Raw genomic sequence first — 24,389 nt, 5'->3', positions numbered from 1 at the left:
TCAGGAATTCGGCCGAGAGATAGGCGACGATCCGCTTGGGGTTGGCGCCGATGGCCTCGATGCCCGCCAGGTAGCGGGTCATCAGCCGGTCACGCACGGCGTAGCTGAGCGCCATGTAGAGGTCGTGGCGGTCAGCCCTCTGCACCCGCCGACCGAGGGAATAAAAGAGATGCTCGGTCATGCCTTCGAACACGTCCGTCGCCGTCAGGCCGTTGCGCTGGGGATCGGCGTAGGTGCCCGGCTCGGGAAGGCTCATCCCGGGGGCGAGGGTGCTGGTCATGGCTGGACGGTCATGGGCACGGGTACACCCTCACCAGGAATGGTTAAGTCCCGGGGGAAGCGGCATCAACGTCGGCTTGGGAGGATGGACAGGCCTGCCAGGGTTCCATTCCCGAGTCTGACGCCCATCCAGGGGAGTCCAGCACTCCGTCCTCAACTCCCGGGGCATCCTGCCCCAGGGAGGGTTCGGCGCTGATCTGTGGCCTCGGGTCCCTCGGCCAGGCCTGCCTGCTGCGCCTGCTTCCCTTTGATGTTCCGCTGCGCTGCCTGGACCGCGAGCGGCCGGACTGGCGCGATCAGCGCCTGGAGGATCGCTTCGGAGACGCGCTCGTGCTGGGGGACATGCGCCTGCCCCATGTGCTCTCCCAGGCCGGGGTCGAGACAGCCCGCGCCGTGCTGCTCCTGAGCACCGAGAGCACGGTGAACGTGGAAGCGGCCCTGCAGGTGAGGTTGCTCAATCCCTCGGCGGACCTGGTGGTGCGCTCCTCCGGCCAGCTGGCCAGCCTCGGGGCCCTGCTCGAGGAGCGCCTACCTGGGGTGGCTGTGGTGGATCCCCTGCTGCTCACGGCCGGGGCCGTCACCGAGGCCCTGCGGCCTGGTGACCAGGAGGCCTGCTTCCGCGTCGATGGTCAGTCGTACCTGGTGGTGGAAGGAAAAGACCTGGATCGACGTCAGCAGCGTCGCCTCCGTCAGGCCACAGCCGACCCGGCCAGATCCCTGCAGGTGATTCCGATGGGGTCACACCACCACCGTCCGTCGGACGCCGTTCCCGCCACGACGGCCAGCGGCAGGGGGATGGCCCTGCGCCGCGGCCTGGGGGCACCGCTGCGGCTGTGGCGGCATTGCAGCCGGCTGCAGCAGGGCGGGTTGCTGGCCTTCGTGGTGCTCATGGCCCTCGGTCTGGCCCTGTTTTCCACCGGCGGTGGATGGCGCCAGGGGATGTTCGTCACCCTGTCCCTTCTGAAGGGGGAGTACGTCGATCCGGTGAACGTGATGCTCCACCCAGATGACGGCATCGCCGCCGCGGCCCCCTGGCTGATCGGCGTCACCCTGCTGTATTCCCTGGTGGGCACCCTGCTCACCTCTGCCCTGGTGGCGGTGATCCTGGAACGGTTGCTGCGGGACCGCTTCGGATGGGGCCAGCCCGGCCGTTTCCGGCGTGGCAGTCGCTGGATCCTGTTGGCCGAAGGGGAGGAACTCGCCGCGAGGGTGGCCGACAACCTGGTCAGGGACGGCCTGCACGTGCTGCGCATCGATCCCAGGCCCGTGCCGGCGCTGCAACGGCCGGGTCTGGCGATCGTTCCGCGCTGGGAGAGTGCGCTCGCCGCGTTGCAGCCCTGTCGGGTGGTGGGAGTCGGCCTCCTCTCGATCGATCTGCTCGCCAACCTCCAGGAGACGTTCCAGCTGCAGAAGACCTGGCCCGGCGCTCGCTACGCCATCCTTTCCCACGCCGTCGAGGCGGCCGAACGACTCGGCGAGTTGCTGGGCGGCGTTGCGGTGATCTCCAGCATGGATCTGGTGGCCGACGCCGTCGTGGCCACGGCGTTCGGGGAACGGGTGGAAGAGATCTGTCGGATCGACGGCGCCAACCACCTGCTGGTGCGCTACCGCATTCAGCAGGGCGATGCGCTGTGGGGCCTGAACCTCTCCCGGGTGGAGCAGGGCTACGGGGTCACCACCATCCACCTCCTGCGCAGCGGCCGGCCTTCCCCCCTGGTCCTTCCCGGCCTCGATCTGGTGCTGGCGGCGGGCGATGAGCTGTTGGTGCTGGCCACCCTGACCCAGCTGCGGCGGATCGAGCTGGGCTGTCCCGATCCGCCCGGCTGGCGCCTCCGCCTGCAAGGCTCCCCCAGGGAAGAGGGCCGCTTCGCGGCTCTCCAGTCCCTGGCCAGGCATCTGGGGGGGGCACAGGGGGTGATGGCCCCCCTGCTCGATGGGGCGGAGCGCGTCACCCCGGCCCTCGACCGCGAGCTGGCCGAACAGCTGGCGGTGGAGTTGCGCCGCCAGGGCCTCCACTGCACGGTGGAAGCCGTTGCCGTGGGTGAAGCTGCAGCCAGCGAGGGCCTGCGGCCATGAAGGACCCCACCCCGGCCCTCTGGATGCTCGACACCCTGCGGGCCCTCAGGGCCACCCTGGAGCGCATCGCGGTGGAGGAGGCCGCCTGCCTGGAGGCCATTCACCCCGACTACCGGGCCAGTGCCCGCAACCTGCTGCATGTCATGGCCTTCCACCGCCATGCCCATCCGGGGCTGCCGAAGGCGCTGCGCCAGCGGGGCCTGTGTGCCCTCACCGATTGTGATGCCCACCTGATGTCCAGTCTGGAGGCGGTGATCACCGCTCTGGAGGCGCTCGAAGGTCTGGGCCCCTCAGCGGCGGTGACGCAGCAACAGCCGGGCAGCCCCGCGGGCCTGGGCGGTCCCGCCGCGCTGGAGCAGCATGGCGACCGGTTGTTCGGAGCCCTGGCCGCCGCGGGGGGCGCCGGAATCATGGTCACCCTGCCGGCGGAGGCGGCCGGGAGTCCCGCCCTGGTCGCTGATCTGCTGGCGGCGGGGATGTCCATCGCCCGCATCAATGGCGCCGATGACGACCCCGTGGTCTGGGGCCGGATGGTGGACGCGCTCAGAGCGGCCCGGGTGATCATGGGCCGCCCCTGTGCGATCGCCATGGACCTGGCGGGCCCGAAGCTGCGGACCGGCCAGCTGGCCCTCCAGCCCGCAGTGATCCGCGCCCGTCCCCCCCGCGACCGGATGGGGCGGCCCACCCAACCGGTGCGGATCCTGGCGGTGCCGCCTGGAGCCTTGCCCGGGCCGGAGGACATGGAAGCCGTGCGGCTGCCGGCGCGACTGTCGAAGGCGAAGCGGCTGAAGCAGGGGAGTCGCCTGCAGGGGCGGGATGGCTCCGGCCGCTGGCGCACCCTCCAGGTGGTGCGACGCGGCCCCGATGGGGTTCTGCTGCTGCAGGCCGAAAAGACGTGCCACTTCACGTCCGGCCTGGTGTTCCGCCAGCGGCACGGCAAAGCCCGGCTTCGCGTGGGACCGCTGGCGCCGGAGAGCGGCGAACGGCTGCTGCGTCCGGGCGACGTCCTCCGCCTGACACCGGAGCCGGACCAGGGCGGCGGCACGCTCCCCTGCACCCTGCCGGAGGTCTTCGGCGATCTTTGCCTCGGCGAGCGGGTGCTCTTCGACGATGGCCGCATCGGTGCCGTGATCCGTGGGGTGTCCGCCCAGGAGGTGGTGATTGAGGTCACCAAGGCCCAGGCCAGGGGCAGCCGACTTCGCTCCGACAAGGGAATCGCCTTCCCTGACAGTGACCTGCGCACGCCGGCCCTCACCGCCGAGGACATCGAGGACCTGGCGTTCGCGGCACAGCACGCCGACATGATCAGCTCTTCCTTCGTGCACCGGGAGTCCGACATCCGGAGCCTGCGCCACTGCCTGGAGGGGATGGGCCGGGGCGATCTGGCGGTGGTGCTCAAGATCGAAACCCGCCAGGCCTACCTGAACCTGCCCCGGCTGCTGCTGGCGGCCATGGCCCACGGCGCCCCGGTGGGCGTGATGATCGCCCGGGGCGACCTGGCGATCGAGTGCGGCTGGGAGGCCCTGGCTCCGATTCAGGAGGAGATCCTGCGGATCTGCACCGCGGCGAATGTGCCCTGCATCTGGGCCACCGAGGTGCTCGACACACTGGCCCAGCACGGGCATCCCACCAGCCCCCTGCTCACCTGCCTGTCGTTCCGGAGCAACTGTGAACCCGACGACCCGCTGCCGTGATCGCCGTCACTGCGCAGACGGCAGGATTCAGTCGGTGGATTCGTCGAAGAGGGAACTGCGGGTGAATTTGAGCCCTTTCCAGATCTTCTTGATTTTCGCGTAGGCCTCGTCCTGGGTCATCTTGCCGTTGGCCTGCAGGCCGACGATCAAGCCGACCTGGTCAGCGAAGGACTCCAGGTTCTGGTGGAACATCAACCGCTCGGGACTCCAGTCGCTGCCCCGATAGCTGCCATGGGCCTCCATGGGAGACTTGACATCTCGGTCGGACCGGCCGCGTTCGGAATTCAGCGGTCCCGTGGATGGCTGGTTTGTCAACGCACAGACATCATCAGGAGATCACCCTAGCGGGCTTCAATTAAGGCCCCGTAAAGACCTGCGACCAGCCACGTTGGACCGTCCCATGGACGGTGCCGTTGGCGATACCCCCTGACGGACAGTTGCGGTTGAATCGTGCCAACAACCGGTACGCCCGTGCTGCGACTCACTCCGGGGGCGCTCGATTCCCAGCGACTCGACCAGCGCCCGGCGGGCCTGCCCACCCACCTCTATGTCCACGGCGGGCTCGGGCCCACCCGCGCCGATGCGGTGGCCTGCCTCGCCTCCGGGCCCGTGCGAACGACCGCCGGCGACGTCGACCGCCTGGTCGCCCTGCGCAAGGAGGGCACACCCCTGTGGCTGCGGGTGCAGGGGCTGGACGATCGCCGCTCCATCCTTGAGCTCCTGGATCGCCTCGAGGTGCCGGCGGTGCTGCGCGGCCCCCTGCTCGAGGTGCCCCAGCGGCCCCAGGTCAACGGGCTGGAGGACCTGGTGCTGGTGGTGCTGCACCGGCTCAGCTTCGCCAAGGACCCGGCCCATCTCGTCAGCGAGCAGGTGGCCCTGGTGCTGCTGCCCGGGTTGCTGATCACCCTGGAGGAAGGTGGCGGCGGCGATCCCTTCCCCGAACTCACCGACTGGCTGCTGTCCCAGTCGGGATCCCTGGCGGACCGGGACCTGGACGACATCCTGCACTTCCTGATCGATGACCTGCTGGATGATCTGTTCCCGATGCTGGAGGCCATGTCCCAGCGGCTGGATGCCCTGGAGGAATCCTCCCTGCGGAATCCCCGGCCGTTGATCCTGCGCCGCTCCTACGAATTCCGCAGCAACCTGCGGATCATCCGCACCATGATCTGGCCCCTGCGCCACCAGATCCGGCTGCTGCTGCGTCAGCGGCAGAGGCTGCTGGGCACCGAGGCCCTGGAGGGCTTCCGGGACATGGCCGAGCTGGTGGATCAGCTGTTCGAAGCCTGCGGGTCTCTCCGCGGCCAGTGCGATGCCATCACCCAGTCCTATGCCGCCAGCGTGGGCAACCGGATGAACCAGGTGATGAAGACCCTCACCATTCTCACCAGCATCTTCGCGCCGCTCACGTTCATCGTCGGCATCTACGGCATGAACTTCGAGTACATGCCCGAGCTGAAGTGGCGCCATGGTTACGCCATCGTCATGCTGCTGATGCTGCTCATCGCCACGCTCCAGGCCTGGTGGCTGTGGCGGCGGGGCTGGTTCCAGGACTGGACAGGGCAGGGCTGATGACCCTGGAAGGAATCCCGTGCAGGGTGGCTGCCGCGGCCGCAGCCACAATCTCCCCTTAACCCAACCCCCGGTCTTCGTGGTGCAGGATCGGCCCAGCGCCTCCCCTTCGCTGGTCACGACATGGTCCCGAAGCTGTCCGCGACAGGTCCGATGCTGCGTACCGGGGCCCGGGCCGGGGTGGCCCTCCTGCTGGGGGCCTGGCTCGGGACTGCCCTGACGGCGAAGCGGGCCGACGCCCAGACGGCCCCGGCGCCGGTGGTGCGGATCGAGGGGTCGAGCACCGTCTTCCCGATCATGGAGGCGGCGGCCAAAGCCTTCCAGGAGCGGCCGGGTGGGCCGCCGGTCTCCATCGCCCTGAAGGAGACGGGCAGTTCCGGCGGCCTGCGCAGCTTCTGCCGGGGTGAGATCCCGATCAGCAACTCCTCCCGCCCGATCAATTCCAAGGAGCTGAAGGCCTGCGCCGCCAGGGGGGTCCGCTTCATCGAACTGCCGCTCGCCTTCGATGCCATCTCGGTGGTGGTCAACCCCCGCAACACCTGGGCCAGCCGCATCAGCACGGCCCAGCTCTCCAGCCTCTGGAACCGCAAGGCCCAGGGCCGCATCCAGCGCTGGAAGCAGGTCAATCCCGCCTGGCCGGATCGGCCGATCAGCCTCTGTGGGCCCGGCAAGGATTCGGGAACCTTCGACTACTTCAACAAAGCCATCAATGGCGATTCGGGTAACTCCCGCAGCGATTACACCGCCAGCGAGGACGATAACGTGCTGGTGCGCTGTGTGGAGAAAAATCCCCAAGCCCTGGGTTATTTCGGTTTCTCCTACTACCGAAGCCAGGGCGGCAGACTCAAGGCCCTGGAAATCGCCGGGCCGAGGGGCGCCTGGCTGCCTTCAGTCAACAACGTGCAGCGGGAGCGCTATCAGCCCCTCTCCCGTCCGCTCTTCGTCTATGTGAACGACAAGGACCTGCGCGAGAGGCCCGAAGTGCGTCGTTTCATCACGTTCACCGTGCAGCGGGGTCTGCGGTTCACGGAGCAGGCGGGCGCCATTCCCCTGCCGAAGGATACCTACCGTATCGTTGAATCCAAGCTCTATCGCCATCTGCTCGGCACCTCCTTCGGCGGCGATCTGCCCATCGGACTCACCATCAGCCAGGCGATCCGCCGCAGCTTCGCGGAGATCCGCTCGACATCACCCCGTTGAGGCCCCCGGCCCCTCCCATGGCCAGCCCGTACGACGAGCCTTTCACCAGCAACGGAGCCTTCGCCGTTGACCTGATCGGGCGCCACACCCAGAAGCTGGTGTCACTCCAGGGGCCCGTTCTGGCCGACCGGGACCCCGAACCCCTGCATCAGATGCGCGTGTCCCTGCGTCGTCTGCGCACCTGTCTGCAGCAGTTCGCCCCCGCCCTGCGGCTGCCCCGAGCCGTCGGCGATCCGCGGCTGGCCAAGATGGTGCGCCGCCTCGGCATGGCGCGGGATCTGGATGTGCTGCGCCAGCGGCTGGAGCACGACCTCATCGGTGAGCTGCCCGATGGGGAGCGCAGGGCCCTGCGGCCGGTGCTGAAGCAGCTGCGGCGCGAGCGGGCCCTGGCCTACGAGCAGCTGGTCACGGCCCTGCACAGCGGCGGCTACCTGAAACTGCTCTCCCAGCTCCAGGGCTGGCTCCGGGAGCCCGATCTCACCCCGCTGGGTGCGCTTCCCCTGCGTTCCTGGAGCCAGGAGTGGCAGGCTCCGATGGTGGCCGGCCTGTTTCAGCACCCCGGCTGGTTCATCGCCGACCGGCAGGGTGACATGGAACTCGTCCACGACCTGCGCAAGCGACTCAAGACGGCGCGCTACGGGCTGGAGAATCTCGGTGCCGTCACCGGCTCCCGTTGCCGGCAGTGGATCGCCGAGCTGCGGGACCTGCAGGAGCTCCTCGGTGAACTCAACGATCTCCACGTCCTGGAGAAGGCGATCGATGACCAGCTGCCGTCGGGGCTGGCGCGCAGCGTGCCCGTGCTGGAGGCCCTGCTGCGGGGCCGGGCCCAGGCCTGCTGGGGGCAGTGGCGGCAGCGGGCCGATGGGCTGGTTCGGCCGGAGCGGCGCCGCAGCCTGTCGATGGCGCTGCTCGAACGGCGCTGCCAGGGCCAGCCCCAGCCCAGCCTGCTGACCTCCCCCGCCTTACCGAGCTCTTAACCAAAGCACTACCAGGCCTTTGCTCGTCCCTCGGGTGTCGCTGCATACAGTTCGATGCATCCGATGCGCTTTCCCCGATGGTATTCACGCCCTCCCGTGAATCCGGCAGCAAGGATGGATTCCGCGAACTTCTTGAAGCCAACTACCAGAAACGCAGTCTGGTTCATGTCAGCGCCGGGAGCCATGTCCCCCTGCTGAAGAACAACGTCTGGCTCGTGGTTCGCGGCATGGTGAAGCTCAGTGCCATCACCATTCACGGTGACGAGATGCTGCTCGGTCTGGCCGGCCCCAACGAGCCCTTCGGCGATCCGCTCAATGGTGTCGAGGCCTACGCCGCCACCACCCTGGCCGACACCGACCTGCTCTGCCTCAGCTGCAGCGAAATCCGCCAGGACGGCACCCTGGCCGTGGCGATGCTGGAGGCCCTCGGCCAGCGCATCCAGCAGAGCCAGGCCCTGCTGGCCCTGATGGGTCTGAAGCGCGTCGATGAACGGGTGCGCGGCTTCCTCGAGCTCCTGGCCAGCGAGTACGGCCAGCCCTGCGAGTCGGGTCTGCGCCTCAACCTGCGCCTCACCCATCAGGAGGTGGCCAGTGCCCTGGCCACCACCCGGGTCACCGTCACCCGCGTGATCGGCGCCCTCCGCGACGAAGGCTGGCTGCAGCTCGACAGCCAGCGGCGTCTGGTGGTCAGCTATCTGCCACGGCGTTGAGACAGTTCTGGGATCTCCCCGCCGCCGACACCGATAATGCCGGCATGCATCCCCCCCTCCTGGTCGTCGAGGACGACGACACGATCCGCGAGACCATCCGCGACGTGCTGGTGCTGGAGGGGTTTTCCGTCACCGCCTGCGGCAACGGCAAGGAGGCCCTGCGCACCCTGCAGGAGTGCCCTCCCGGAGAGGAATTCTCCCTGGTGGTGCTCGATCTGATGCTGCCCGGCCTGGGGGGCCTCGATCTCTGCCGGCAGCTCCGCTCCGCCGGCAACCAGACCCCGATCCTGGTGGTCAGTGCCCGGGACAGCGAAACCGACCGGGTGCTGGGCCTGGAGGTGGGAGCCGACGACTATCTGATCAAGCCCTTCGGCCTGCGGGAACTGGTGGCCCGCTGCCGGGCCCTGATGCGGCGCAGCCGCTCGGTGGAGGTGGCCGCCAAGGTGCTCCAGCACGCCAACCTCAGCCTCTACCCCGAGGAGTGCCGCGTCACCCGCGATGGCCTGGAGGTCAACCTCTCGCCGAAGGAATACCGGCTGCTGGAGCTGTTCATGCAGCATCCCCGCCGCGTCTGGAGCCGCGACAAGCTGCTGGAGCGGGTCTGGGGCTACGACTACTTCGGCGACAGCAAGACCGTCGACGTCCACATCCGCTGGCTGCGGGAGAAGCTGGAGGCCAACCCCTCGGCTCCGGAACACCTGATCACCGTCCGGGGCTTCGGCTACCGCTTCGGCTGAATGGGAACCGTGCTGGCGGGGCTGCTGGGGCTGGCCCTGGGCTGGCTGCTGGCACGCCGCAGCGACAGGCCCGGCCGCACCGTTGCCGGGCTGTCCCTCCGGCAGCTGATGCGCTGGATCGACGCCGCTCCCGATGGCTGGGTGATCCTCGACAGCACCGACCACATCCAGCTGATCAACCCGCGGGCCGAACGGCTGCTGGAGGCCCCCGGAGCGGGGCTGCGGCGCCAGGAACCCCTTGAGCGGGTCTGCCGCTCCAGCGAACTGGAGGAGGTGGTCCGCAACACCCGGCGACGGGAGCGGCCCCAGCGGCTCGACTGGGAGCTCGGCGACCAGCAGCTGGCGGTCTTTGCCCTCCCCGGTGAGGGCGGCTGGGTGGCGCTGCTGCTCCAGAGTCGTCGTTCGCTCGAAGCCCAGCTGGAGCAGCAGGAGCGTTGGGTCAGCGATGTGGCCCACGAGCTCAAGACGCCCCTCACGGCCCTGTTGCTGGTGGGCGACAGCCTCGCCGCCCACGTCAACGACGCCAATGCCGTGCTGGTGGAACGGCTGCAGCGGGAGCTGCTGCGGCTGCAGCGGCTCGTGGGCGACCTGATGGAACTCTCCCGGCTGGAGAACACCCTGCCCGAAGGGGTGCGCCGCCGTGGCCGGGTCGAGCTGCCCCAGCTGGTGCAGCAGGTCTGGCTGGGCCTGCGGCCCCTGGCCGAACGGCGCTCCATTCGCCTCGCGCTCAGTGCCGAGGGGGACCTGGCGGTGCTGGGGGATGGCTCGCGGCTGCACCGGGCCGTGCTCAACCTGCTGGACAATGCCCTGCGCTACAGCCCGGAGGAGGGCACCGTGTGGGTGGAGATCGAAGCGACGGCGGGCTGGTGCCTGCTGACCGTGCGCGACGAGGGTCCCGGGCTCAGCGAGGACGACCTCGAGCACATGTTCGAGCGCTTCTACCGCGGTGATCCCTCCAGGGTGCGCAGCGATCGGGGGGGCAGCGGACTGGGCCTGGCGATCGTCCAGCAGATCGCCGTCACCCATGGCGGCCGCATCCAAGCCTCCAACCATCCCAGGGGCGGGGCAGTGATGGAGCTGTTCCTGCCCGTGATGGCCTGAGATGGGGTGGACAGCTCCCAAGGCCGCGGGGCGGATGGCGGCGGTGGCCGATCCGGTGATCGCCCAGGTGGGGGCCCTGATGCGCCAGCGCCCGGATGTCCTCTCCCTGGCCCAGGGCATGGTCTGCTGGGCGCCCCCGGCGGCGGCGCGCCAGGCCGTCGCCCTGGCGCTGGCGGAGGCCGACCCGCGGCTTGACCGCTACGGCGCGATGCAGGGCGAGGAGGACCTGCTGGCGGCGGTCCGGCGGGAGCTGACCGAGGCGAGGGGGCTGGATCTGGAGGGCAGCGACCTGCTGGTGACCGCCGGCAGCAACATGGCCTTCCACGCCATCGCCCAGGTGCTCTGCGACCCGGGCGACGAGGTGCTGCTGCCGCTGCCCTTCTATTTCAATCACGCCATGGCGATCCGCCTGGCCGGCGGCGTGCCCGTGCCGGTGGCGGCGGGGCTGGTGCCCGATCCCGGGCGGCTGGCGGCGGCGATCACCCCCCGCACCCGGGCCATCGTGACGATCTCCCCCAACAACCCCAGCGGTCTGGTGACGCCGCCGGAGGTGCTGGCGGCCATCAACCGCCTCTGCCACCACCATGGGCTGCTGCATGTGAGCGACGAGGCCTACGCCGACTTCCTCCATGGGACGGTGCCCCATGGAAGTCCTGGCCGTCTGCCGGGCAGCGGGGCCCACACGGTGTCCCTGTTCTCCCTGTCGAAGGCTTACGGCATGGCCGGCTGGCGGGTGGGCTATGCGGCGGTGCCGCGCCAGCTGATGGGGGCGCTGGCCAAGGTCCAGGACACGGTGCTGATCTGTCCGCCCCTGGTGAGCCAGCGGGCGGCCCTGGCGGCCCTGGAGGCCGGCCCGGCCTGGTGCCGGCCCCACATCGCCGCCCTCGGCGAGCGGCGCCGGCAGCTGTTCGATGCGGTGGCCACCGCCCGCGCCGGCGGCCAGGCGGTGGAGCTGCTGGGCCCTCTTGACGGCGCCTTCTATGGGCTGCTGCGGTTCCCCTGCAGCCTGGGGGGCGCGTCGCTGCTGCGCCATCTGGTGCTGGGGCACGGTGTGGCCGCCCTGCCGGGCGACAGCTTCGGACTGCCCCAGGTCGGCGGGCAGTCCCTGCTGCGGCTCAGCTACGGCATGCTCGACGCCACCGCCCTGGCGGAGGCCCTGGGGCGCCTGTTCGAGGCGCTGGCGGCGCCTCAGGCCACCGGCGACTGATCCGCCTCAGGGCTTGGCCCCGGCGGCACGGCTGTCCCCTCCGCTCCGGCTGTCTTCTCCGCCACGGCTGTCGCGTGCGCCACGGCTGTCGCCTGCGGCCCGGCTGTCGCCCGCGGCCGCCAGCAGCCAGAAGGTGCTGCCATCCGGCCACAGCAGCAGCACCTTGCCGCCGGCGAGCACGGCGAGGGGGTCGCTGGAGGCCAGACCGGCGCTGCGGGCTCTTGCGAGCGGCAGTCGCCGCAGTTCCATTCCCTCCGGAGCGGTGGCCATCCCGGCGGGGGCCTCCCGGGTGGGCGTCGCCTGCTCCCACAGCGCCGTAACGGCGCTGGACTCGGCCGCCTCGAGCGCCCTGGCCTGCAGGGCCAGGGCGAGCATCCGGGTCGCCGCCAGCTCCGGGCCCGTCCTGGCGCCGGCGCGCTCCCGGCCAGCTCCCGGCGGCGCCGGCGTGCCGGCCGCTGCCCGGGCACGGGCCGCGCCCCTGTCGGCCCCGCGACGCGGTTGCGCCGGCAGATCCGTCGGCGGGGGCGGCGGCAGGGCACTGAGCGGGGGCAGGGGCAGGGCCGCCAGGGCCGGCTCCCGCGCCTGCTGGCGGCTGAACCGCAGCAATTCCGGAGTGTCATCCGCCGGTGGGGCCGCCGCAGCGGGTGCTGTGCTGGCGGGCGGACGCAGGGCCGCCACAACGAGAAGTCCGTTCAGGGCCAGGGCCCCCAGCAGGGGCAGGCGCAGATGGCGCCAACGGGGGAAGCGGAAGCTGGCCTTGATGGTCATGGCAGCTGCAGCTCCAGGGGCAGGTCGGAACGGCCCAGGCGCTCCATCAGCTGCTGCACCGATCCCCAGGGGACGTCTCGATCAGGGATCAGACGAAGGGTCGGCTGGCCGGGGCCATCCTGGAGCCGCTGGAGTACGGCGGCCAGCTGCCCGGGCGGGACCGGCTGGTTCCAGAGCCGCAGCCGGCCGTCGACGTCCAGGTGCAGGCTGACGACCCCCTGGTGGGCCGGACGCTGGGCCAGCCGCTGGGGCACCAGCACCAGGGCCAGGGTCAGCAGAGCCAGTCCGGTGGCCATGGCCCCGAGGGCCACGGCGTCCAGGGCGTGCCCCCAGCGAGGCGTCGGGCCGGCGTCGGTGTTCATGGCCCTGCCTCCGGCAGCGCCAGCCCCACCGGCCGGGGGCTGATCGAACGCAGGTGGGCCAGGGACCGGGCCACCTCGCCCAGGGGAAGGCGGGCCGCCGGCAGGAAGTGGATCTCGCTGCCGGCCGGCTGGGAGCCCAGCAGGCCCGGCAGCCGGCCGCGGGAGACGGGTTCCCCGTTCACGAACCAGCGATCGCCGGGCGCCTGCACGACCCAGACGGCGCCCGTCAGGGACGGGCCCCCCGGCGGCCGCAGCCGCGGCTGGCGCTGCCGGGCCAGGTCGGCCAGCGCCGCCACCGACCCGCACAGCAGCAGGGTCAACCCCACGAGGGCGGCAAGGGCGTGGTTCATGCCGGCGGTGCCCAGGCACGGCCGAGCCGCTGCAGCCGCAGGCACTGGCTGCGCCGCAGCCACTGGTTGGCGAACAGCCCGGTGCTGGCGATCAGGCTGAGGATCAGCCCCAGGGCCGTGCTCAGCAACACCTGGCCGAATCCGGCCAGGTTGGCCCCGGCCGGCAGCAGCAGCTGGGGGCCGAGGCTGGCGAGCACCTGCATCAGACCGAGCACGGTGCCCACCAGCCCCAGCAGCGGGGCCAGCACGACGGCCGCCTGCAGCAGCGGTTCGCCGAAGCGCATCTCCAGCTCCCAGTCCTCCAGCAGACGTCCGGCGGCCGGCCCCCCGTGGTCGGCCAGCACCCGCTCCCACTGCTGGCGGCGGGAGGCGCGGCCGCGCCACCACGACCACCAGTACCGCCCCCGGTCGATCACCACGGTCACCACGGCGATGGAGAGCAGCAGCAGCAGCAGGGCGATGGGTCCATGGATCCCGGGGACCGGTGTCTTCACCCCTGACGACGCTGCATCCGACGGGGGCGATGGTATGGGCCGACGTCGCCCGGACGACGTGCCCCAGCTGCTTGACAGTCCCCGGGGATCGGACGCTGACTAAGGTGCCCATGGACCGGATCCAGAGGGAGCGCCATGAGCCCCATCCACGCCGATAACAGCCTCAGCATCGGGCAGACCCCGCTGGTGGAGCTGCATCGCGTCACGGAGGGATGCGGCGCCCGGGTGCTCGCCAAGATCGAGGGCCGCAATCCGGCCTACTCGGTCAAGTGCCGCATCGGCGCGGCCATGATCTGGCAGGCCGAGAAGGATGGTCTGCTGGGGCCCGGCAAGGAACTGATCGAGCCCACCAGCGGCAACACCGGCATCGCCCTGGCCTTCGTGGCCGCGTCCCGGGGCATCCCCCTCACCCTCACCATGCCGGAGACGATGAGCCTGGAGCGGCGCAAGCTGCTCACGGCCTACGGCGCCCACCTGGTGCTCACCGAAGGGCGGCAGGGCATGGGGGGGGCCATCGCCGCCGCCCGGGAGCTGGCGGAGTCCGAACCGGACCGCTGGGTGATGCTGCAGCAGTTCGTGAACCCGGCCAATCCCCGCATCCACCACGACACAACCGGCCCCGAGATCTGGACGGACACCGGCGGCGTGGTGGATGCGCTGGTCTGCGGCGTCGGCACCGGCGGCACCATCACCGGCGTCAGCCGCTACATCAAGACCACCCTCGGCCAGCCGCTGGTGTCGGTGGCGGTGGAGCCGCTTAACAGTCCCGTCATCCGCCAGACGATGGCGGGTGAGGACCTGCGGCCCGGCCCCCACAAGATCCAGGGCATCGGCGCCGGCTTCGTTCCCGCCAACCTCGACCTGAGCCTGGTCGACCGGGTCGAGGCCGTCAGCGATGAGGAGGCGGTGACCATGGCCCGCCGCCTGATGAAGGAGGAGGGGATCCTGGCGGGCATCTCCTGCGGCGCCGCCACGGTGGCCGCCCTGCGGCTCGCCAGGGAGCCGGCCTTCGAGGGCCGCACGATCGTGGTGGTGCTGCCCGACTCCGGCGAGCGCTACCTCAGTTCGGTGCTGTTCGAAGGGGTGTTCAACGAACGGGGTCTGGCGGCCGTCTGACCCCACCGACCGATCGAGTGCTGCGAGGCCACCGCCGATGAGTTACCTGCGTCAGATCATGCAGCGGCTCCATGACCGCAGCACCGCTCCGGTCCCGGTCGATCGCTCCGGGGACCCTGCCGTGCTGGAGGAGCACCTGACCCTCTATGCCGCCCGTCTCGAGGACTGCAGCGACGCCATGCTGCACTACGAGGCCGCCTGGCTGGAGCAGCACATCGAGACCCTCGAACTCTGCGCCCGGCAGCCGACGATGCTCGCCAGCGCCGGGGGGGGCGAGCGGGTCGAGCGGCTGCTGCAGGAGAGCCTGCGCTTCCGCCAGCTGCTGGAGCGCTGCCGGGCGGCCAGGGGGCTGACGGGGGAAGGGGTGCGGGCCGCCGTGGTGGCCAGCGAACATGCCTGGGAACTGTCCGACCCGGGACTCCGCCGGGCCTGGGGCTTCCCCGCCGACCCCTCCAGCGGTCCGGTGGCCTGATCGCCGCGCGTGTCCGCCCGCGCACCCTGTTCGCTGCGATACATACCGCCGCCCGAGGTTCCCCCAAGGATTGGCTGATCGTCCTCCTGCGGCACCATGGCGAGCTTCACGATCAGCCTGGAAGGAGGGACATCCTTCACCTGTCCCGACGACACCTACATCCTCGACGCGGCCGAGGAGCAGGGCATCGATCTTCCCTATTCCTGCCGCGCCGGGGCCTGCAGCACCTGCGCCGGCAAGATCCTCTCCGGCAGCGTCGACCAGTCCGACCAGAGCTTCCTCGACGATGACCAGATCGGCGAAGGCTTCGCCCTGCTCTGCGTCAGCTACCCCCTCTCCGACTGCACCATCCAGCCGGGGGTGGAAGAGGAGCTCTGATCGTCCCGGTCCCGTTCAGCCGGCCATGGTGACGAACTCCTCGGCCACCGAGGGATGCAGCGCCATGGTGCGGTCGAAATCGGCCTTGGTGGCGCCCATGCCGATGGCGATCGCCGCCATCTGAATGATTTCGGCGCTGTGCTCGCCCACCATGTGGCAACCCACCACCCGGTCGGTGGCGGCCTCCACGATCAGCTTGAGCAGCACACGGGGGCCCCGGGCCGGCAGGGCCTGGGCCATGGGGCGGAAGCGGGCCCGGTGCACCCGGATGCCCTCGGCACCGAAGCGCTCGATCGCCGCCTCCTCGCTCAGCCCCACCCCGGCCAGTTCCGGCTGGCTGAAGACGGCGCTGGCCACCAGGTCGTGGTTCACCCGGCGGGGCTTGTTGCCGTAGACGGTGTCGGCGAAGGCGCGGCCTTCATCCACCGCCACCGGGGTGAGGTTGATGCGGTCGGTCACGTCGCCGACGGCATGGATGTGGGGCACGTTGGTGGTCTGGTCGGCATCCACCGGGATGCGGTGCCCTTCCACCGCCACCCCGGCGCACTCCAGCTGCAGCCCCTCGAGGAAGGGCCGGCGGCCCGTGGCCAGCAGCACGCCGCCGCAGGGCAGCACCTCACCGCTCTGGGTGGTGAGCTCCAGGGCGCCGGGGACGCCGGTGATGGCGGCGGGGCTGTGGGCGAAGCGGATCTCGATGCCTTCAGCCTCCATGGCCTCCTGCACGGCGGCGGAGGCCTCCCGGTCGAAGCCCCGCAGCAGGTGGTCGCCCCGCACCAGCAGGGTCACCGCCACGCCCAGGCCATGCAGGATGCAGGCGAATTCGCAGGCAATGAAGCCCGCCCCCACCACCACCACCTGGTCCGGGAAGCGCTCCTGCAGGAACATGTCGTCGCTCACCCAGCCCAGTTCGGCCCCGGGGAAGCTGGGACGGTGCGGCCGGCCGCCGGCGGCGATCAGGATCCGTTCCCCCTTGAGCCGACGGGTGGTCTCGCCACCCTGGACGATATCGATGTGGTGGGGATCGGCGAAGCGGCCCCAGCCCCGCACCAGCTGGACGCCCGCCTTCTCCAGCAGGCCGATATGGAGCTCATTGAGCCGGTCCACCTCGCGGCGCACGTTGGCAAGCAGCACCGAGGCATCCGGCCGGAAGCCCTCCAGCTGCCAGCCGTAGCTGGCCGCATCGCCGAGCAGGTGGCGGTAGGCCGAGCCGTAGACCAGCAGCTTCTTGGGCACGCAGCCGCGGATCACGCAGGTGCCCCCCACCCGGTCGCCCTCCACGATCGCCACCGAGGCCCCGTAGGAGGCAGCCCGTTTGGCGGCGGCCAGGCCACCGGAGCCCGCCCCGAGGACGATCAGATCGAAGCAGTCGGTCATGGCAGCAGGGCGTCGTGGAGCAGGGTGCCTTCCAGCATGGCGTCCCGGAGATCGGTGTCCCGCAGGTCGCAGCCGCTCAGATCGGCCTCGCGCAGGTCGGCGCCTCCCATGTTGGTGCCGTAGAGGCAGGCACCGCGCAGATCACTCCCCTGCAGCAGGGCCCCCTGCATCTGGGCGAAGCTGAGGTCGGCCCCCTGGAAATCGGCTCCGCCCAGGTCGGTGCGCTGGTCAAGTCCACCGCGGAAGTCGGCCTCCACCAGCCGGGTGGCTCGCCAGCGGCTGTGGGCCCCGAGCACCCCCCGCAGGCAGCAGCGGTGCATCAGGGCGGCGCCGAAATCGGCCCCCTGCAGCCGGGCCGAGGAGAGGTCGGCGTCGTGCCAGAAGGAGCCGCCGGCCTTGAGATCGGAGAGGTCGGCCCCCCAGAGCAGGGCCTGCTGGAAGCAGGCGGCCTCCACGTTCGCTCCCGCCAGCCGGGCGTGGCCGAAGCGGCCTTCCTTGAAGCAGCCGCCGCTCAGGTCGCAGTCACCGAGATCCAGCGCCACGCCATCGAGATCCCCCAGCCGCAGGCCGGCAAAGTGGCGGCGGCCCCCGGCCAGGGCGCGTTTGAGGGCGTCCAGATCGGCGGGGAGGTCGTCCGGCAGGTCGGCGGGACGGTCAGAGGATGGCCGCAAGGGCATCGAGTTGCTGGCGGCGGGAGGCGAGCATCAGCTTCCGGGCCTGGGCCAGGAGCTGGAAGACGCCCTTGTCGATCACTTCATAGAACACCAGGCTGCCTTCGGGACGGCGGCGCACCACCCCGGCGATGGTCAGCAGCTTGAGGTGCTTGGACACCAGGGCCTGGCTGAGGCCGGTCTTCTCGACGACGGCGGTGACGTTGAGAGGCCCCTGGCGCAGGGTCTCGAGCACGGTGAGCCGGTTGGGCTCGGAGAACACCTTGAAGTAGTCGGCCAGAGATTCCATCGACCGCCGCGCAGCCCGTGATCGGCTGAGGTTACCACGCTTGCATCTCAGACTGTTGATACAGAAACGTGAAACCACAGGTCTGCGACACCTGGACCACGTAGTATCACGTTGTCGTTATGACGTGAACCAGCGTCGCTCCCTGATGACCGCCACTCTCTCCTCCCCAGCTGCGGCGCCCCACCTGCGGGAAGACCTGCTGACCCCGCGGTTCTACACGACCCAGATCGCCAAGGCGGCCCGCACGGATCTGGAGCCGCAGCGGCCGGCCTTCGAGGCGATGCTCGCCGAGATGGAGGCGGACTACAACCGGGACCATTTCGATCGCAAGGCACCGCTGGACCGGCTCCGGGACCTGAGCCCCGAGGAGAAGGAGGCGTATGAGAGCTACCTGGTGCGCTCCTGCGTGTCGGAGTTCTCCGGCTTCCTGCTGTTCAAGGAGCTTTCCCGGCGGCTGTTCCAGGCGCAGCGTCCCGAGATGGGGCGGCTGTTCCAGCTGATGGCCCGGGATGAGGCCCGCCATGCCGGTTTCCTCAACCGGGCCCTGGTGGCCGAGGGCATCGAGATCGACCTGCCCAGCCTCAGCACCAAGCGGCCGATCACCTGGTTCCCCCTCAGCTGGGTGCTCTACAGCGTCTTCCTGTCGGAGAAGATCGGCTACTGGCGGTACATCCTCATCGACCGCCATCTCAAGGCCCATCCCGACAGCAACTTCGCGCCCCTGTTCGATTTCTTCGAACCCTGGTGCCAGGACGAGAACCGCCATGGCGACATCTTCAACATGCTGATCCGCTGCTGGCCCGCCCTGCGCCAGGGGCTGCGCGGCAAGTTGCTGAGTCGCTTCTTTCTGTGGTCGGTGTTTCTCACCCACAGCCTCACGGTCTGTGAGCGGGGCGAGTTCTACCGGATCCTGGGGATGGACCCGGAGGCCTTCGACGCCGAGGTGATGCGTCAGACCAACCGCACCGCCCGCCGGGCCTTCCCCTGGGTGTTCGATCTGGAGTCCGGCGGCTTCATCGCCCTGCGGGACCGCCTCGTCGCCTGCTTCCAGGAGATGGGCGCCGCCCGCCGCCGGGGGGCCGGCCCCCTGCAGCAGCTGGGCCTGCGGCTGCGCTTCGGCGGGCTGCTGTGGCAGCAGTTCTGGCAGCCGATGGTGCGGGCGGAGGCCGGCTGAGCCCGGGCTGCCCGCGGCGTTCCCTGCGGCCTCCACCAGCGGATCGTTCAGCTTCTGTTCCCTCGCCTCTTTTCCCATGCCCCAGCCCCATCTGAGCGCCGCCTACCGCGACGCCTACAGCCGCATCAACGCCCTGGTGATCGTGGGCGAGGGCCTGGCGGACAGCCACTTCCGCCTGCTGGCCGGCCTCCTTCCGGAGGACCGGGACGACCTGATGCGGCTCGCCGCCATGGAGGGGCACCATGCCCGCGACTTCTCCGGCTGTGGCAGGCAGCTGGGGATCCGCCCGGATCTGCCGCTGGCACGCCGCCTGTTCGCGCCCCTGCACCGGCTGTTCCGTGAGGCCGTGCGCAGCGGCGACCGCGTCAGCGCCCTGGTGATCCAGTGCCTGATCGTGGAGAGCTTCGCCGTGGCCGCCTACCGCTGCTACCAGCCGGTGGCCGACCCCTTCGCCGCGCCGATCATCCAGTCGGTGCTCACCGATGAGGCCGAACACCTGGAGTACGGCGGGCGCTGGCTGGCGGCCTGGTTCCCGGAGGTGGCCGCACCGATCGCGGCCTGCTGTGAGCGGGCCGTCCCGATCGTGATGGCGATGCTCCAGAGCGTCCGCGACGACATGAAGGCCATCGGCATCGATCCGGCCGAGCTGGTGGGCGAATTCGTGGGCTGCTTCCAGGCGGCGATCGAGACGGTGGGCTTCCCGCCGTCCCAGGCCCGCGCCCTGGTGGCGCGACTGGCGGGCCGGGCGGCGCAGGCGGCGGCGTAGGTCAGAACCCCGCCGCATCGAGCATGCTCCGCAGCACCCCGGCGCTGTGGCGCAGCTGCCCCATCTCCTTCTCGGTCAGGGCCATCTGCACCAGGGCGGCGGCGCCGCTGTCGTTGACGATCGTGGGCAGGCTGAGGCAGACATCGGGCAGGCCGTAGTGGCCGTGGCTGCGGCTGCTCACCGTGAGCATCTGGTCCTTGCTGCGCAGCACCGCCTCGACGATCTCGGCAGTGGCCAGCCCGATGGCCCAGGAGGTGCTGCCCTTGAGCCGGATGATCGCGTCGGCCGCCTGGCGCACCTCGCCATGGAAGAGCTCCTGGAGCTCCGGATCCGCCAGGGTGCGGCTGCCTTCCCAGCCCCCATCCACCAGCCCGGAGCCAGCCACCGCCACCCGGCTCCACACCGGCACCTCGGAATCGCCGTGTTCGCCGATCACGCAGGCCTGGACGTCGTGGGGATCGATGCCCAGCCGGCGGCTGATGGCCATGCGGAAGCGGGCGGAATCGAGCACGGTGCCCGAGCCGATCACCCGATGGGCGGGGAAGCCGCTCAGCTGGCCGGCGATGTGGGTGAGCACATCCACCGGGTTGCTCACCACCAGCAGCACCGCCCGGGGGCAGTGGAGCGCGATCGGCGGTATGAGCCTGCGGAACAGGGCCGCATTGCGCTCGATCAGCTCCCGCCGCGACTGGCCCGGCTGCTGGGCCACGCCGGCGGTGATCACCACCAGATCGGCGTCCCGTCCCTCCTCCTCCACGCTCCCGGCCCGCAGGTCGGTGCGGGGCAGGAACGGCAGGCCGTGGCAGAGGTCCATCACCTCCCCCTCCAGCCGGTCATGGGCCACATCCACCAGCACCAGCTCCTCCTGGCAGCCCCGGTGCAGGATCGCCACGGCGCAGGCCATGCCCACGGCGCGGCCCACGATCACCACCTTGCGCCCGGGGAGCGTGCGCCCCCGCGCCTGGGCGCCGGTGGGCAGCAGCAGGTTGCAGAAAGGGGCGGCGGAGGTGCCGCCGACGGCCGGGGTGAGATCAGGCACCGGCGGCAGGGGCCTGGCAATGGCCCGAACGGGTCGTTGCGGTTGGGTTCACTGCGCCTCCGCCGGGGAATCGGGCCGTCAGCCCAACAGAAACACCCCTGAGGGTCGCTGTCACGGCTCCGGGACCACCGCTGGGGGTGTTCTGCGAGGCCAGCCACCGCTGGTCGGTGGCGGCCCGATCCCCCCTCTAGGTCCTCTCGGCGCCAGCGCTGCTGGTCGCGGTGTCGGCGGCCGGCGCCCGGGGGGGCAGTGCCCCCGCCCGCTTCTGCAGCCAGCCCGTCGTCAGAGCGAGTGTCCCGGTGCAGCCACCGAAGCGCAGCTGGAGCCAGGTGATCACGGCGGTGTCACCGGCCACGATCGCTTCGATGGGGTCCTGTGGCCGCGTCTGGCCCTGGTCTTTCGCAGGGGAATGGTGAAAGGCCTGAGCCAGGTGCAGTTCCTCCACCAGCTCCGGTCCCAGATACCAGAGCTCCACATCCGCGCCTTTGCGCTGGCGGCGTTCCTCGATCAGCTCCCGCAGCTGGCCGTCCCCACTGAGCTGGCCCCGTGGGGCCACCAGAAAGGAGAGGGAGCGCAGGGGCGCGGCGGCCGGGGCCTGGGTGGTGAAGGACATGGTGGATGGGGTGGGTTGCAACGAATCTGTTGCCACAGAAGCATGGAACAACAGTACCGTTATATCGTAGGCATCAGTGCCCCACCGGGCCCGTTCTCCTTCGGTTCCGTTCCCCATGACCGCCGCCATCCCTGCCGCCATCTCCGACCACGTCAGGCCCGCCGATGTCCTCGCCCACAAGGGGTTCGGCCCCCGGGTGCGCCGGCTCCATGGCCGCATCGGTGCCGCCCACCACCAGGCCGAGGGCATGGCCTTCTCCCGGTCGCTGCTGGCGGGGCAGGCCCACCCCCTCCAGCTGGCGGCCCTGATCCGTGCCCTTGCCCCCGCCTACGACCTGATCGAGGCCCGGGGCCCCCTGCTCGCCGCCGCCCTGGGAGCGGAGGGTTTCCCCTGGGCCGACCTGGCTCGCACCCGGGCCCTGGACGGGGACATCGCCAGGCTGGCCGTGGTCCCGGCCACGCCCGCTTCCGCAGCGGCCGCGATCTGGCTGGAGCACCTGCAGCGTCTGGCCCAGCAGGCCCCGCACCGGTTCATGGCCCACGTCTACGTGCGCTACGGCGGCGATCTCTCCGGGGGCCAGCAGCTGGCCGAGCAGGCCAACGCCATCCTCGCGGCCCAGGGCCTGCCGCCCCTGCAGTTCTGGGAGTTCCAGCGCCCCATCCCCGAACTGAAGCAGGAGCTCCATGACGCCATCGAGCGGATGGACCTCAGCGCTGACGAGGAGCTGGAACTGCTGGAGGAATCGGTGATCGCCTTCCACGACACCCAGCGGTTGCTGGCGGAGCTGGGGGACCTCGCCGCCTGATCGCCCCTCCACAACCCATCGGCCCCTCCAACCCCTTCCGCCCCCAACTCCCTTCCCCATGACCCCTGCGGCCACCCTCACCCCGCGTCCCGCCACCCCGATCGATCTGCTGCTCAAGCACGACCGGCCCGTCCCCCGCTACACGAGCTATCCCACGGCCGCGGCGTTCCACGGCGGCGTCAGCGCGGCCGATCTGGAGGCCCAGCTGGCCCGCCCCACCGACGCGCCGCTGTCGCTCTACGTGCATGTGCCCTTCTGTCGCAACGCCTGCTGGTTCTGCGGCTGCAACCGCATCACCACAGGCGCCGGCTCGAAGGTGGTGGAGCCCTACCTGGAGGCCCTGGCCGCGGAACTGGAGCTGATCACCCGCCACTCCGCCCAGCGCCGCCGCCTCGCCCAGCTGCACTGGGGCGGGGGCACCCCCAACTATCTGACGATCCCCGAGCGTCAGCGCCTCTGGGGTCTGATCGAGCGCCATTTCGATCTGGCGAGCGATCTGGAGGCCTCGATCGAGGTCAATCCGGAGGCCCTCAGCCGCCAGGATGTGATGGAGCTGCGCCGGCTGGGCTTCTCCCGGATCAGCTTCGGCATCCAGGATGCCGACCCCCTGGTGCAGCAGGCGGTGAACCGGGTGGTGCCGGTGGACCAGCTGCGCCGGGCCATGGCCTGGATGCGGGAGGCGGGCTTCGCCAGCGTCAACGTCGATCTGATCTGCGGTTTGCCGCTCCAGACCCCGGAGCGGTTCGACGCCACCCTGGCCCTGGTGCAGGAGCTGCGCCCCGACCGGGTCTCCCTGTTCTCCTTCGCCTACCTGCCCGAGCAGCTGCCCCTGCAGCGCAAGATCGCGCCGCAGGATCTGCCCAGCCAGCGCCAGCGGCTGCAGATGCTGGACAGTGCCGCGGCCCGCCTGGGCAGCTGCGGCTACGACGCCATCGGCATGGACCACTACGCCCTTTCCGGCGACAGCCTGGCCGTGGCGGCCAGAGAGGGGCGTCTGCACCGCAACTTCCAGGGCTACACCACCGGCGGGGAGCTGGAGCTGCTGGGGGTGGGCCCGACGGCGATCAGCCAGTTCCCCGGGCTGTTCAGCCAGAACCAGCGGGATCTCAAGGCCTACGCCGCCAGCATCGCCGCCGGTCAGCTGCCGGTGGAGCGGGGGCTGGTGGTGAGGGATCCGGAGGTGCTGGAGCGGCGGGAGCTGATCCGCGAGGTGATGTGCCAGTTCAAGGTGGCGATCGATCCGGAGCGCTACGCCGCCGAGTGGGCTGCCCTCGAGGCCCTGGCTGACGACGGGCTGGTGCGGCTCAGTCGGGCCGATGGCCGCGGCCTGGTGGAGGTCACCACCTCGGGTCGCTGGCTGATCCGCACCGTGGCGGCCGTGTTCGACCCCTCCCAACGCCAGGCGGCCTCCGGCTCGCGGTTGATCTGAGCGGCCTCAGCAGGGTTCCAGCACGCAGTTGATCTTCAGCTCGAAGGGCACGGCGCTGGCGGGCAGCCGCAGCAGCTGGGCGGTGAGGGCGGCCAGGTCCTCGGGCTGGGTCATGGCGCCGGCCGGCAGGGCCGTCACCTGGGAGGCCATGGCGGTGTTGACCCAGCCCGGGCAGATCGCCGTCACCCGGATCCCGGCGTCCCAGCCCTCGTTGCGCATCGACTGGCACAGGGCCATCAGCGCGAATTTGCTGCAGGGGTAGGCCGCCAGGGAGCCCTTCACCCGCTGGCCGCTCATCGACACCAGGGTGATCACCCGGCCGTCGCCACTGGCCACCAACGCCGGCCAGGCGGCCCGGGTGAGCCACCAGGGACCCATCAGATTGACGCGCCACAGGTCCTCGATCTCCTGCTCGTCCCCCGGCGCGAACAGCAGGCCCACCCGGGAAAAGAGACCGGCGCAGTGGATCACCCCGTCGATGGCGCCGAACCGGGCCAGCGTCGCCGCCACCCAGGCGGTCGCCTGGCCGGGGTCGCGCGCCTCGTAGGGATGGACGAACACTCGGTCGCTCCGCCGGTTGGCGGCCTGCCGGAGCGGGCCCTCCGGCAGGGCGGCAGGATCGCGCAGGCCGAGGCTGAGCCGATGGCCCTCGGCCAGGGCCCGTTCCGCGATCGCTCGGCCGATGCCCCGGCTGGCGCCGCTGATCAGCAGGGTGCGGGGCTGCTCCATGGCCGGC

General features: G+C 70.6%; 27 protein-coding genes and 1 pseudogene. 16 read left to right on the top strand and 12 right to left on the bottom strand.

Features of this window, described 5'->3' with window-relative positions:
* Positions 1-280 (bottom strand): annotated as a pseudogene (locus tag KBZ08_RS12145) (glycogen phosphorylase); the annotation flags it as partial.
* 107 nt (positions 281-387) lie between these two features.
* Between KBZ08_RS12145 and KBZ08_RS12140 the strand changes: the two are divergent.
* Positions 388-2,355 carry an NAD-binding protein gene (locus tag KBZ08_RS12140; protein WP_315861260.1) on the top strand — a complete coding sequence of 656 codons (1,968 nt, stop codon included), beginning with the start codon at positions 388-390 and terminating at the stop codon, positions 2,353-2,355.
* Positions 2,352-4,049: a pyruvate kinase gene (locus tag KBZ08_RS12135; RefSeq protein WP_254973235.1), complete on the top strand. Its 1,698-nt coding sequence runs from the start codon at positions 2,352-2,354 to the stop codon at positions 4,047-4,049. The genes KBZ08_RS12140 and KBZ08_RS12135 overlap by 4 nt, the downstream gene beginning before the upstream one ends.
* 27 nt (positions 4,050-4,076) lie before the next feature.
* Here the strand turns inward: KBZ08_RS12135 and KBZ08_RS12130 are convergent, their stop codons facing one another.
* The gene (locus KBZ08_RS12130) at positions 4,077-4,292 is read right to left on the bottom strand and encodes a hypothetical protein (protein ID WP_106222808.1); all 216 of its coding nucleotides are present in this window, start codon (positions 4,290-4,292) and stop codon (positions 4,077-4,079) included.
* Between the two features lie 228 nt (positions 4,293-4,520).
* On the opposite strand from KBZ08_RS12130, the gene corA reads away from it, so the two are divergent.
* The 7 genes from corA (at position 4,521) to KBZ08_RS12095 (ending at position 11,553) form a co-directional block, all read left to right on the top strand.
* Positions 4,521-5,621 carry a magnesium/cobalt transporter CorA gene (corA, locus tag KBZ08_RS12125; RefSeq protein ID WP_254973233.1) on the top strand — a complete coding sequence of 367 codons (1,101 nt, stop codon included), beginning with the start codon at positions 4,521-4,523 and terminating at the stop codon, positions 5,619-5,621.
* 153 nt (positions 5,622-5,774) lie between these two features.
* The gene (locus tag KBZ08_RS12120; protein WP_254973231.1) at positions 5,775-6,821 is read left to right on the top strand and encodes a PstS family phosphate ABC transporter substrate-binding protein; all 1,047 of its coding nucleotides are present in this window, start codon (positions 5,775-5,777) and stop codon (positions 6,819-6,821) included.
* A gap of 17 nt (positions 6,822-6,838) precedes the next feature.
* Entirely contained in the window at positions 6,839-7,798 is a 960-nt protein-coding gene (locus KBZ08_RS12115) for a CHAD domain-containing protein (protein ID WP_106222810.1), read from the top strand.
* 77 nt (positions 7,799-7,875) lie between these two features.
* Complete coding sequence (locus KBZ08_RS12110) at positions 7,876-8,508, top strand: Crp/Fnr family transcriptional regulator (RefSeq protein ID WP_106222811.1); 633 nt, start codon at positions 7,876-7,878, stop codon at positions 8,506-8,508.
* Positions 8,509-8,552: 44 nt separating this feature from the next.
* Entirely contained in the window at positions 8,553-9,245 is a 693-nt protein-coding gene (locus tag KBZ08_RS12105) for a response regulator transcription factor (protein WP_254973229.1), read from the top strand.
* Positions 9,246-10,346: a PAS domain-containing sensor histidine kinase gene (locus KBZ08_RS12100; protein ID WP_254973227.1), complete on the top strand. Its 1,101-nt coding sequence runs from the start codon at positions 9,246-9,248 to the stop codon at positions 10,344-10,346.
* Between the two features lies 1 nt (position 10,347).
* Entirely contained in the window at positions 10,348-11,553 is a 1,206-nt protein-coding gene (locus KBZ08_RS12095; RefSeq protein ID WP_254973225.1) for an aminotransferase class I/II-fold pyridoxal phosphate-dependent enzyme, read from the top strand.
* Positions 11,554-11,559: 6 nt separating this feature from the next.
* Here KBZ08_RS12095 and KBZ08_RS12090 read toward each other — a convergent pair whose 3' ends face one another.
* The 4 genes from KBZ08_RS12090 to KBZ08_RS16540 are packed head-to-tail and all read right to left on the bottom strand — an operon-like array spanning position 11,560 to position 13,527.
* The gene (locus KBZ08_RS12090; protein ID WP_254973223.1) at positions 11,560-12,321 is read right to left on the bottom strand and encodes a hypothetical protein; all 762 of its coding nucleotides are present in this window, start codon (positions 12,319-12,321) and stop codon (positions 11,560-11,562) included.
* Positions 12,318-12,683, bottom strand: a complete 366-nt coding sequence (locus KBZ08_RS12085) for a biopolymer transporter ExbD (protein WP_254973221.1) — start codon at positions 12,681-12,683, stop codon at positions 12,318-12,320. The genes KBZ08_RS12090 and KBZ08_RS12085 overlap by 4 nt, the downstream gene beginning before the upstream one ends.
* Positions 12,680-13,033, bottom strand: coding sequence for a hypothetical protein (locus KBZ08_RS12080; RefSeq protein ID WP_106222816.1), 354 nt, complete (start codon positions 13,031-13,033; stop codon positions 12,680-12,682). The genes KBZ08_RS12085 and KBZ08_RS12080 overlap by 4 nt, the downstream gene beginning before the upstream one ends.
* Positions 13,030-13,527, bottom strand: a complete 498-nt coding sequence (locus KBZ08_RS16540) for a MotA/TolQ/ExbB proton channel family protein (protein WP_254973219.1) — start codon at positions 13,525-13,527, stop codon at positions 13,030-13,032. The genes KBZ08_RS12080 and KBZ08_RS16540 overlap by 4 nt, the downstream gene beginning before the upstream one ends.
* Positions 13,528-13,662: 135 nt before the next feature.
* On the opposite strand from KBZ08_RS16540, the gene cysK reads away from it, so the two are divergent.
* The 3 genes from cysK to KBZ08_RS12060 all read left to right on the top strand — a co-directional run bounded on the left by cysK (position 13,663) and on the right by KBZ08_RS12060 (position 15,493).
* Positions 13,663-14,643: a cysteine synthase A gene (cysK, locus tag KBZ08_RS12070; RefSeq protein WP_106222818.1), complete on the top strand. Its 981-nt coding sequence runs from the start codon at positions 13,663-13,665 to the stop codon at positions 14,641-14,643.
* 37 nt (positions 14,644-14,680) lie between these two features.
* Positions 14,681-15,115 carry a hypothetical protein gene (locus KBZ08_RS12065; RefSeq protein WP_254973218.1) on the top strand — a complete coding sequence of 145 codons (435 nt, stop codon included), beginning with the start codon at positions 14,681-14,683 and terminating at the stop codon, positions 15,113-15,115.
* A gap of 96 nt (positions 15,116-15,211) precedes the next feature.
* Entirely contained in the window at positions 15,212-15,493 is a 282-nt protein-coding gene (locus tag KBZ08_RS12060; RefSeq protein WP_106222820.1) for a 2Fe-2S iron-sulfur cluster-binding protein, read from the top strand.
* 15 nt (positions 15,494-15,508) lie between these two features.
* Here the strand turns inward: KBZ08_RS12060 and gorA are convergent, their stop codons facing one another.
* Genes gorA through KBZ08_RS12045 form a run of 3 tightly spaced genes read right to left on the bottom strand, consistent with a single transcriptional unit; the run spans position 15,509 to position 17,827 of the window.
* On the bottom strand, positions 15,509-16,867 hold the full coding sequence (gene gorA, locus KBZ08_RS12055) for a glutathione-disulfide reductase (RefSeq protein ID WP_254973214.1): 1,359 nt from the start codon (positions 16,865-16,867) through the stop codon (positions 15,509-15,511).
* On the bottom strand, positions 16,864-17,544 hold the full coding sequence (locus KBZ08_RS12050) for a pentapeptide repeat-containing protein (protein WP_106222822.1): 681 nt from the start codon (positions 17,542-17,544) through the stop codon (positions 16,864-16,866). Before KBZ08_RS12050 ends, gorA begins: the two co-directional genes overlap by 4 nt.
* Positions 17,522-17,827 (bottom strand): metalloregulator ArsR/SmtB family transcription factor, encoded by a 306-nt coding sequence (locus KBZ08_RS12045; RefSeq protein ID WP_015108675.1) that lies wholly within the window; start codon positions 17,825-17,827, stop codon positions 17,522-17,524. The genes KBZ08_RS12050 and KBZ08_RS12045 overlap by 23 nt, the downstream gene beginning before the upstream one ends.
* A 145-nt stretch (positions 17,828-17,972) precedes the next feature.
* Between KBZ08_RS12045 and acsF the strand changes: the two genes are divergently transcribed.
* Positions 17,973-19,001: a magnesium-protoporphyrin IX monomethyl ester (oxidative) cyclase gene (acsF, locus tag KBZ08_RS12040; protein ID WP_106222880.1), complete on the top strand. Its 1,029-nt coding sequence runs from the start codon at positions 17,973-17,975 to the stop codon at positions 18,999-19,001.
* A gap of 76 nt (positions 19,002-19,077) precedes the next feature.
* Positions 19,078-19,767, top strand: a complete 690-nt coding sequence (locus tag KBZ08_RS12035) for a long-chain fatty aldehyde decarbonylase (protein ID WP_254973210.1) — start codon at positions 19,078-19,080, stop codon at positions 19,765-19,767.
* A gap of 1 nt (position 19,768) precedes the next feature.
* Here KBZ08_RS12035 and KBZ08_RS12030 read toward each other — a convergent pair whose 3' ends face one another.
* Entirely contained in the window at positions 19,769-20,698 is a 930-nt protein-coding gene (locus tag KBZ08_RS12030; protein ID WP_254973259.1) for an L-lactate dehydrogenase, read from the bottom strand.
* 295 nt (positions 20,699-20,993) lie between these two features.
* A complete protein-coding gene (locus KBZ08_RS12025; protein WP_106222829.1) occupies positions 20,994-21,419 on the bottom strand; it encodes a hypothetical protein in 426 nt (141 codons plus the stop codon).
* Between the two features lie 115 nt (positions 21,420-21,534).
* On the opposite strand from KBZ08_RS12025, the gene KBZ08_RS12020 reads away from it, so the two are divergent.
* Both KBZ08_RS12020 and hemN read left to right on the top strand, forming a co-directional pair.
* Positions 21,535-22,224 (top strand): biliverdin-producing heme oxygenase, encoded by a 690-nt coding sequence (locus KBZ08_RS12020; RefSeq protein ID WP_254973207.1) that lies wholly within the window; start codon positions 21,535-21,537, stop codon positions 22,222-22,224.
* 58 nt (positions 22,225-22,282) lie between these two features.
* Positions 22,283-23,653: an oxygen-independent coproporphyrinogen III oxidase gene (gene hemN / locus KBZ08_RS12015; protein ID WP_254973204.1), complete on the top strand. Its 1,371-nt coding sequence runs from the start codon at positions 22,283-22,285 to the stop codon at positions 23,651-23,653.
* A gap of 6 nt (positions 23,654-23,659) precedes the next feature.
* Here hemN and KBZ08_RS12010 read toward each other — a convergent pair whose 3' ends face one another.
* Positions 23,660-24,382 (bottom strand): SDR family NAD(P)-dependent oxidoreductase, encoded by a 723-nt coding sequence (locus KBZ08_RS12010; RefSeq protein ID WP_254973202.1) that lies wholly within the window; start codon positions 24,380-24,382, stop codon positions 23,660-23,662.
* Between the last annotated feature and the right edge of the window lie 7 nt (positions 24,383-24,389).

It is taken from the genome of Cyanobium sp. Candia 9D4 (genome assembly GCF_024346155.1).
Classification (GTDB): domain Bacteria; phylum Cyanobacteriota; class Cyanobacteriia; order PCC-6307; family Cyanobiaceae; genus Cyanobium; species Cyanobium minutissimum.
The sequence above is the reverse complement of the archived record's forward strand: the minus strand, read 5'-3'. Positions and strand labels throughout refer to the sequence as shown.

Coding starts and splice junctions, on each gene's coding strand:
- KBZ08_RS12135 (WP_254973235.1), top strand. CDS start 2,352: ATGAAGGACCCCACCCCGGCCCTCTGGATGCTCGACACCCTGCGGGCC.
- KBZ08_RS12130 (WP_106222808.1), bottom strand. CDS start 4,292: ATGGAGGCCCATGGCAGCTATCGGGGCAGCGACTGGAGTCCCGAGCGG.
- KBZ08_RS12120 (WP_254973231.1), top strand. CDS start 5,775: ATGCTGCGTACCGGGGCCCGGGCCGGGGTGGCCCTCCTGCTGGGGGCC.
- KBZ08_RS12115 (WP_106222810.1), top strand. CDS start 6,839: ATGGCCAGCCCGTACGACGAGCCTTTCACCAGCAACGGAGCCTTCGCC.
- KBZ08_RS12110 (WP_106222811.1), top strand. CDS start 7,876: ATGGTATTCACGCCCTCCCGTGAATCCGGCAGCAAGGATGGATTCCGC.
- KBZ08_RS12105 (WP_254973229.1), top strand. CDS start 8,553: ATGCATCCCCCCCTCCTGGTCGTCGAGGACGACGACACGATCCGCGAG.
- KBZ08_RS12100 (WP_254973227.1), top strand. CDS start 9,246: ATGGGAACCGTGCTGGCGGGGCTGCTGGGGCTGGCCCTGGGCTGGCTG.
- KBZ08_RS12095 (WP_254973225.1), top strand. CDS start 10,348: ATGGGGTGGACAGCTCCCAAGGCCGCGGGGCGGATGGCGGCGGTGGCC.
- KBZ08_RS12090 (WP_254973223.1), bottom strand. CDS start 12,321: ATGACCATCAAGGCCAGCTTCCGCTTCCCCCGTTGGCGCCATCTGCGC.
- KBZ08_RS12085 (WP_254973221.1), bottom strand. CDS start 12,683: ATGAACACCGACGCCGGCCCGACGCCTCGCTGGGGGCACGCCCTGGAC.
- KBZ08_RS12080 (WP_106222816.1), bottom strand. CDS start 13,033: ATGAACCACGCCCTTGCCGCCCTCGTGGGGTTGACCCTGCTGCTGTGC.
- cysK (WP_106222818.1), top strand. CDS start 13,663: ATGAGCCCCATCCACGCCGATAACAGCCTCAGCATCGGGCAGACCCCG.
- KBZ08_RS12065 (WP_254973218.1), top strand. CDS start 14,681: ATGAGTTACCTGCGTCAGATCATGCAGCGGCTCCATGACCGCAGCACC.
- KBZ08_RS12060 (WP_106222820.1), top strand. CDS start 15,212: ATGGCGAGCTTCACGATCAGCCTGGAAGGAGGGACATCCTTCACCTGT.
- gorA (WP_254973214.1), bottom strand. CDS start 16,867: ATGACCGACTGCTTCGATCTGATCGTCCTCGGGGCGGGCTCCGGTGGC.
- KBZ08_RS12050 (WP_106222822.1), bottom strand. CDS start 17,544: ATGCCCTTGCGGCCATCCTCTGACCGTCCCGCCGACCTGCCGGACGAC.
- KBZ08_RS12045 (WP_015108675.1), bottom strand. CDS start 17,827: ATGGAATCTCTGGCCGACTACTTCAAGGTGTTCTCCGAGCCCAACCGG.
- acsF (WP_106222880.1), top strand. CDS start 17,973: ATGACCGCCACTCTCTCCTCCCCAGCTGCGGCGCCCCACCTGCGGGAA.
- KBZ08_RS12035 (WP_254973210.1), top strand. CDS start 19,078: ATGCCCCAGCCCCATCTGAGCGCCGCCTACCGCGACGCCTACAGCCGC.
- KBZ08_RS12025 (WP_106222829.1), bottom strand. CDS start 21,419: ATGTCCTTCACCACCCAGGCCCCGGCCGCCGCGCCCCTGCGCTCCCTC.
- KBZ08_RS12020 (WP_254973207.1), top strand. CDS start 21,535: ATGACCGCCGCCATCCCTGCCGCCATCTCCGACCACGTCAGGCCCGCC.
- hemN (WP_254973204.1), top strand. CDS start 22,283: ATGACCCCTGCGGCCACCCTCACCCCGCGTCCCGCCACCCCGATCGAT.
- KBZ08_RS12010 (WP_254973202.1), bottom strand. CDS start 24,382: ATGGAGCAGCCCCGCACCCTGCTGATCAGCGGCGCCAGCCGGGGCATC.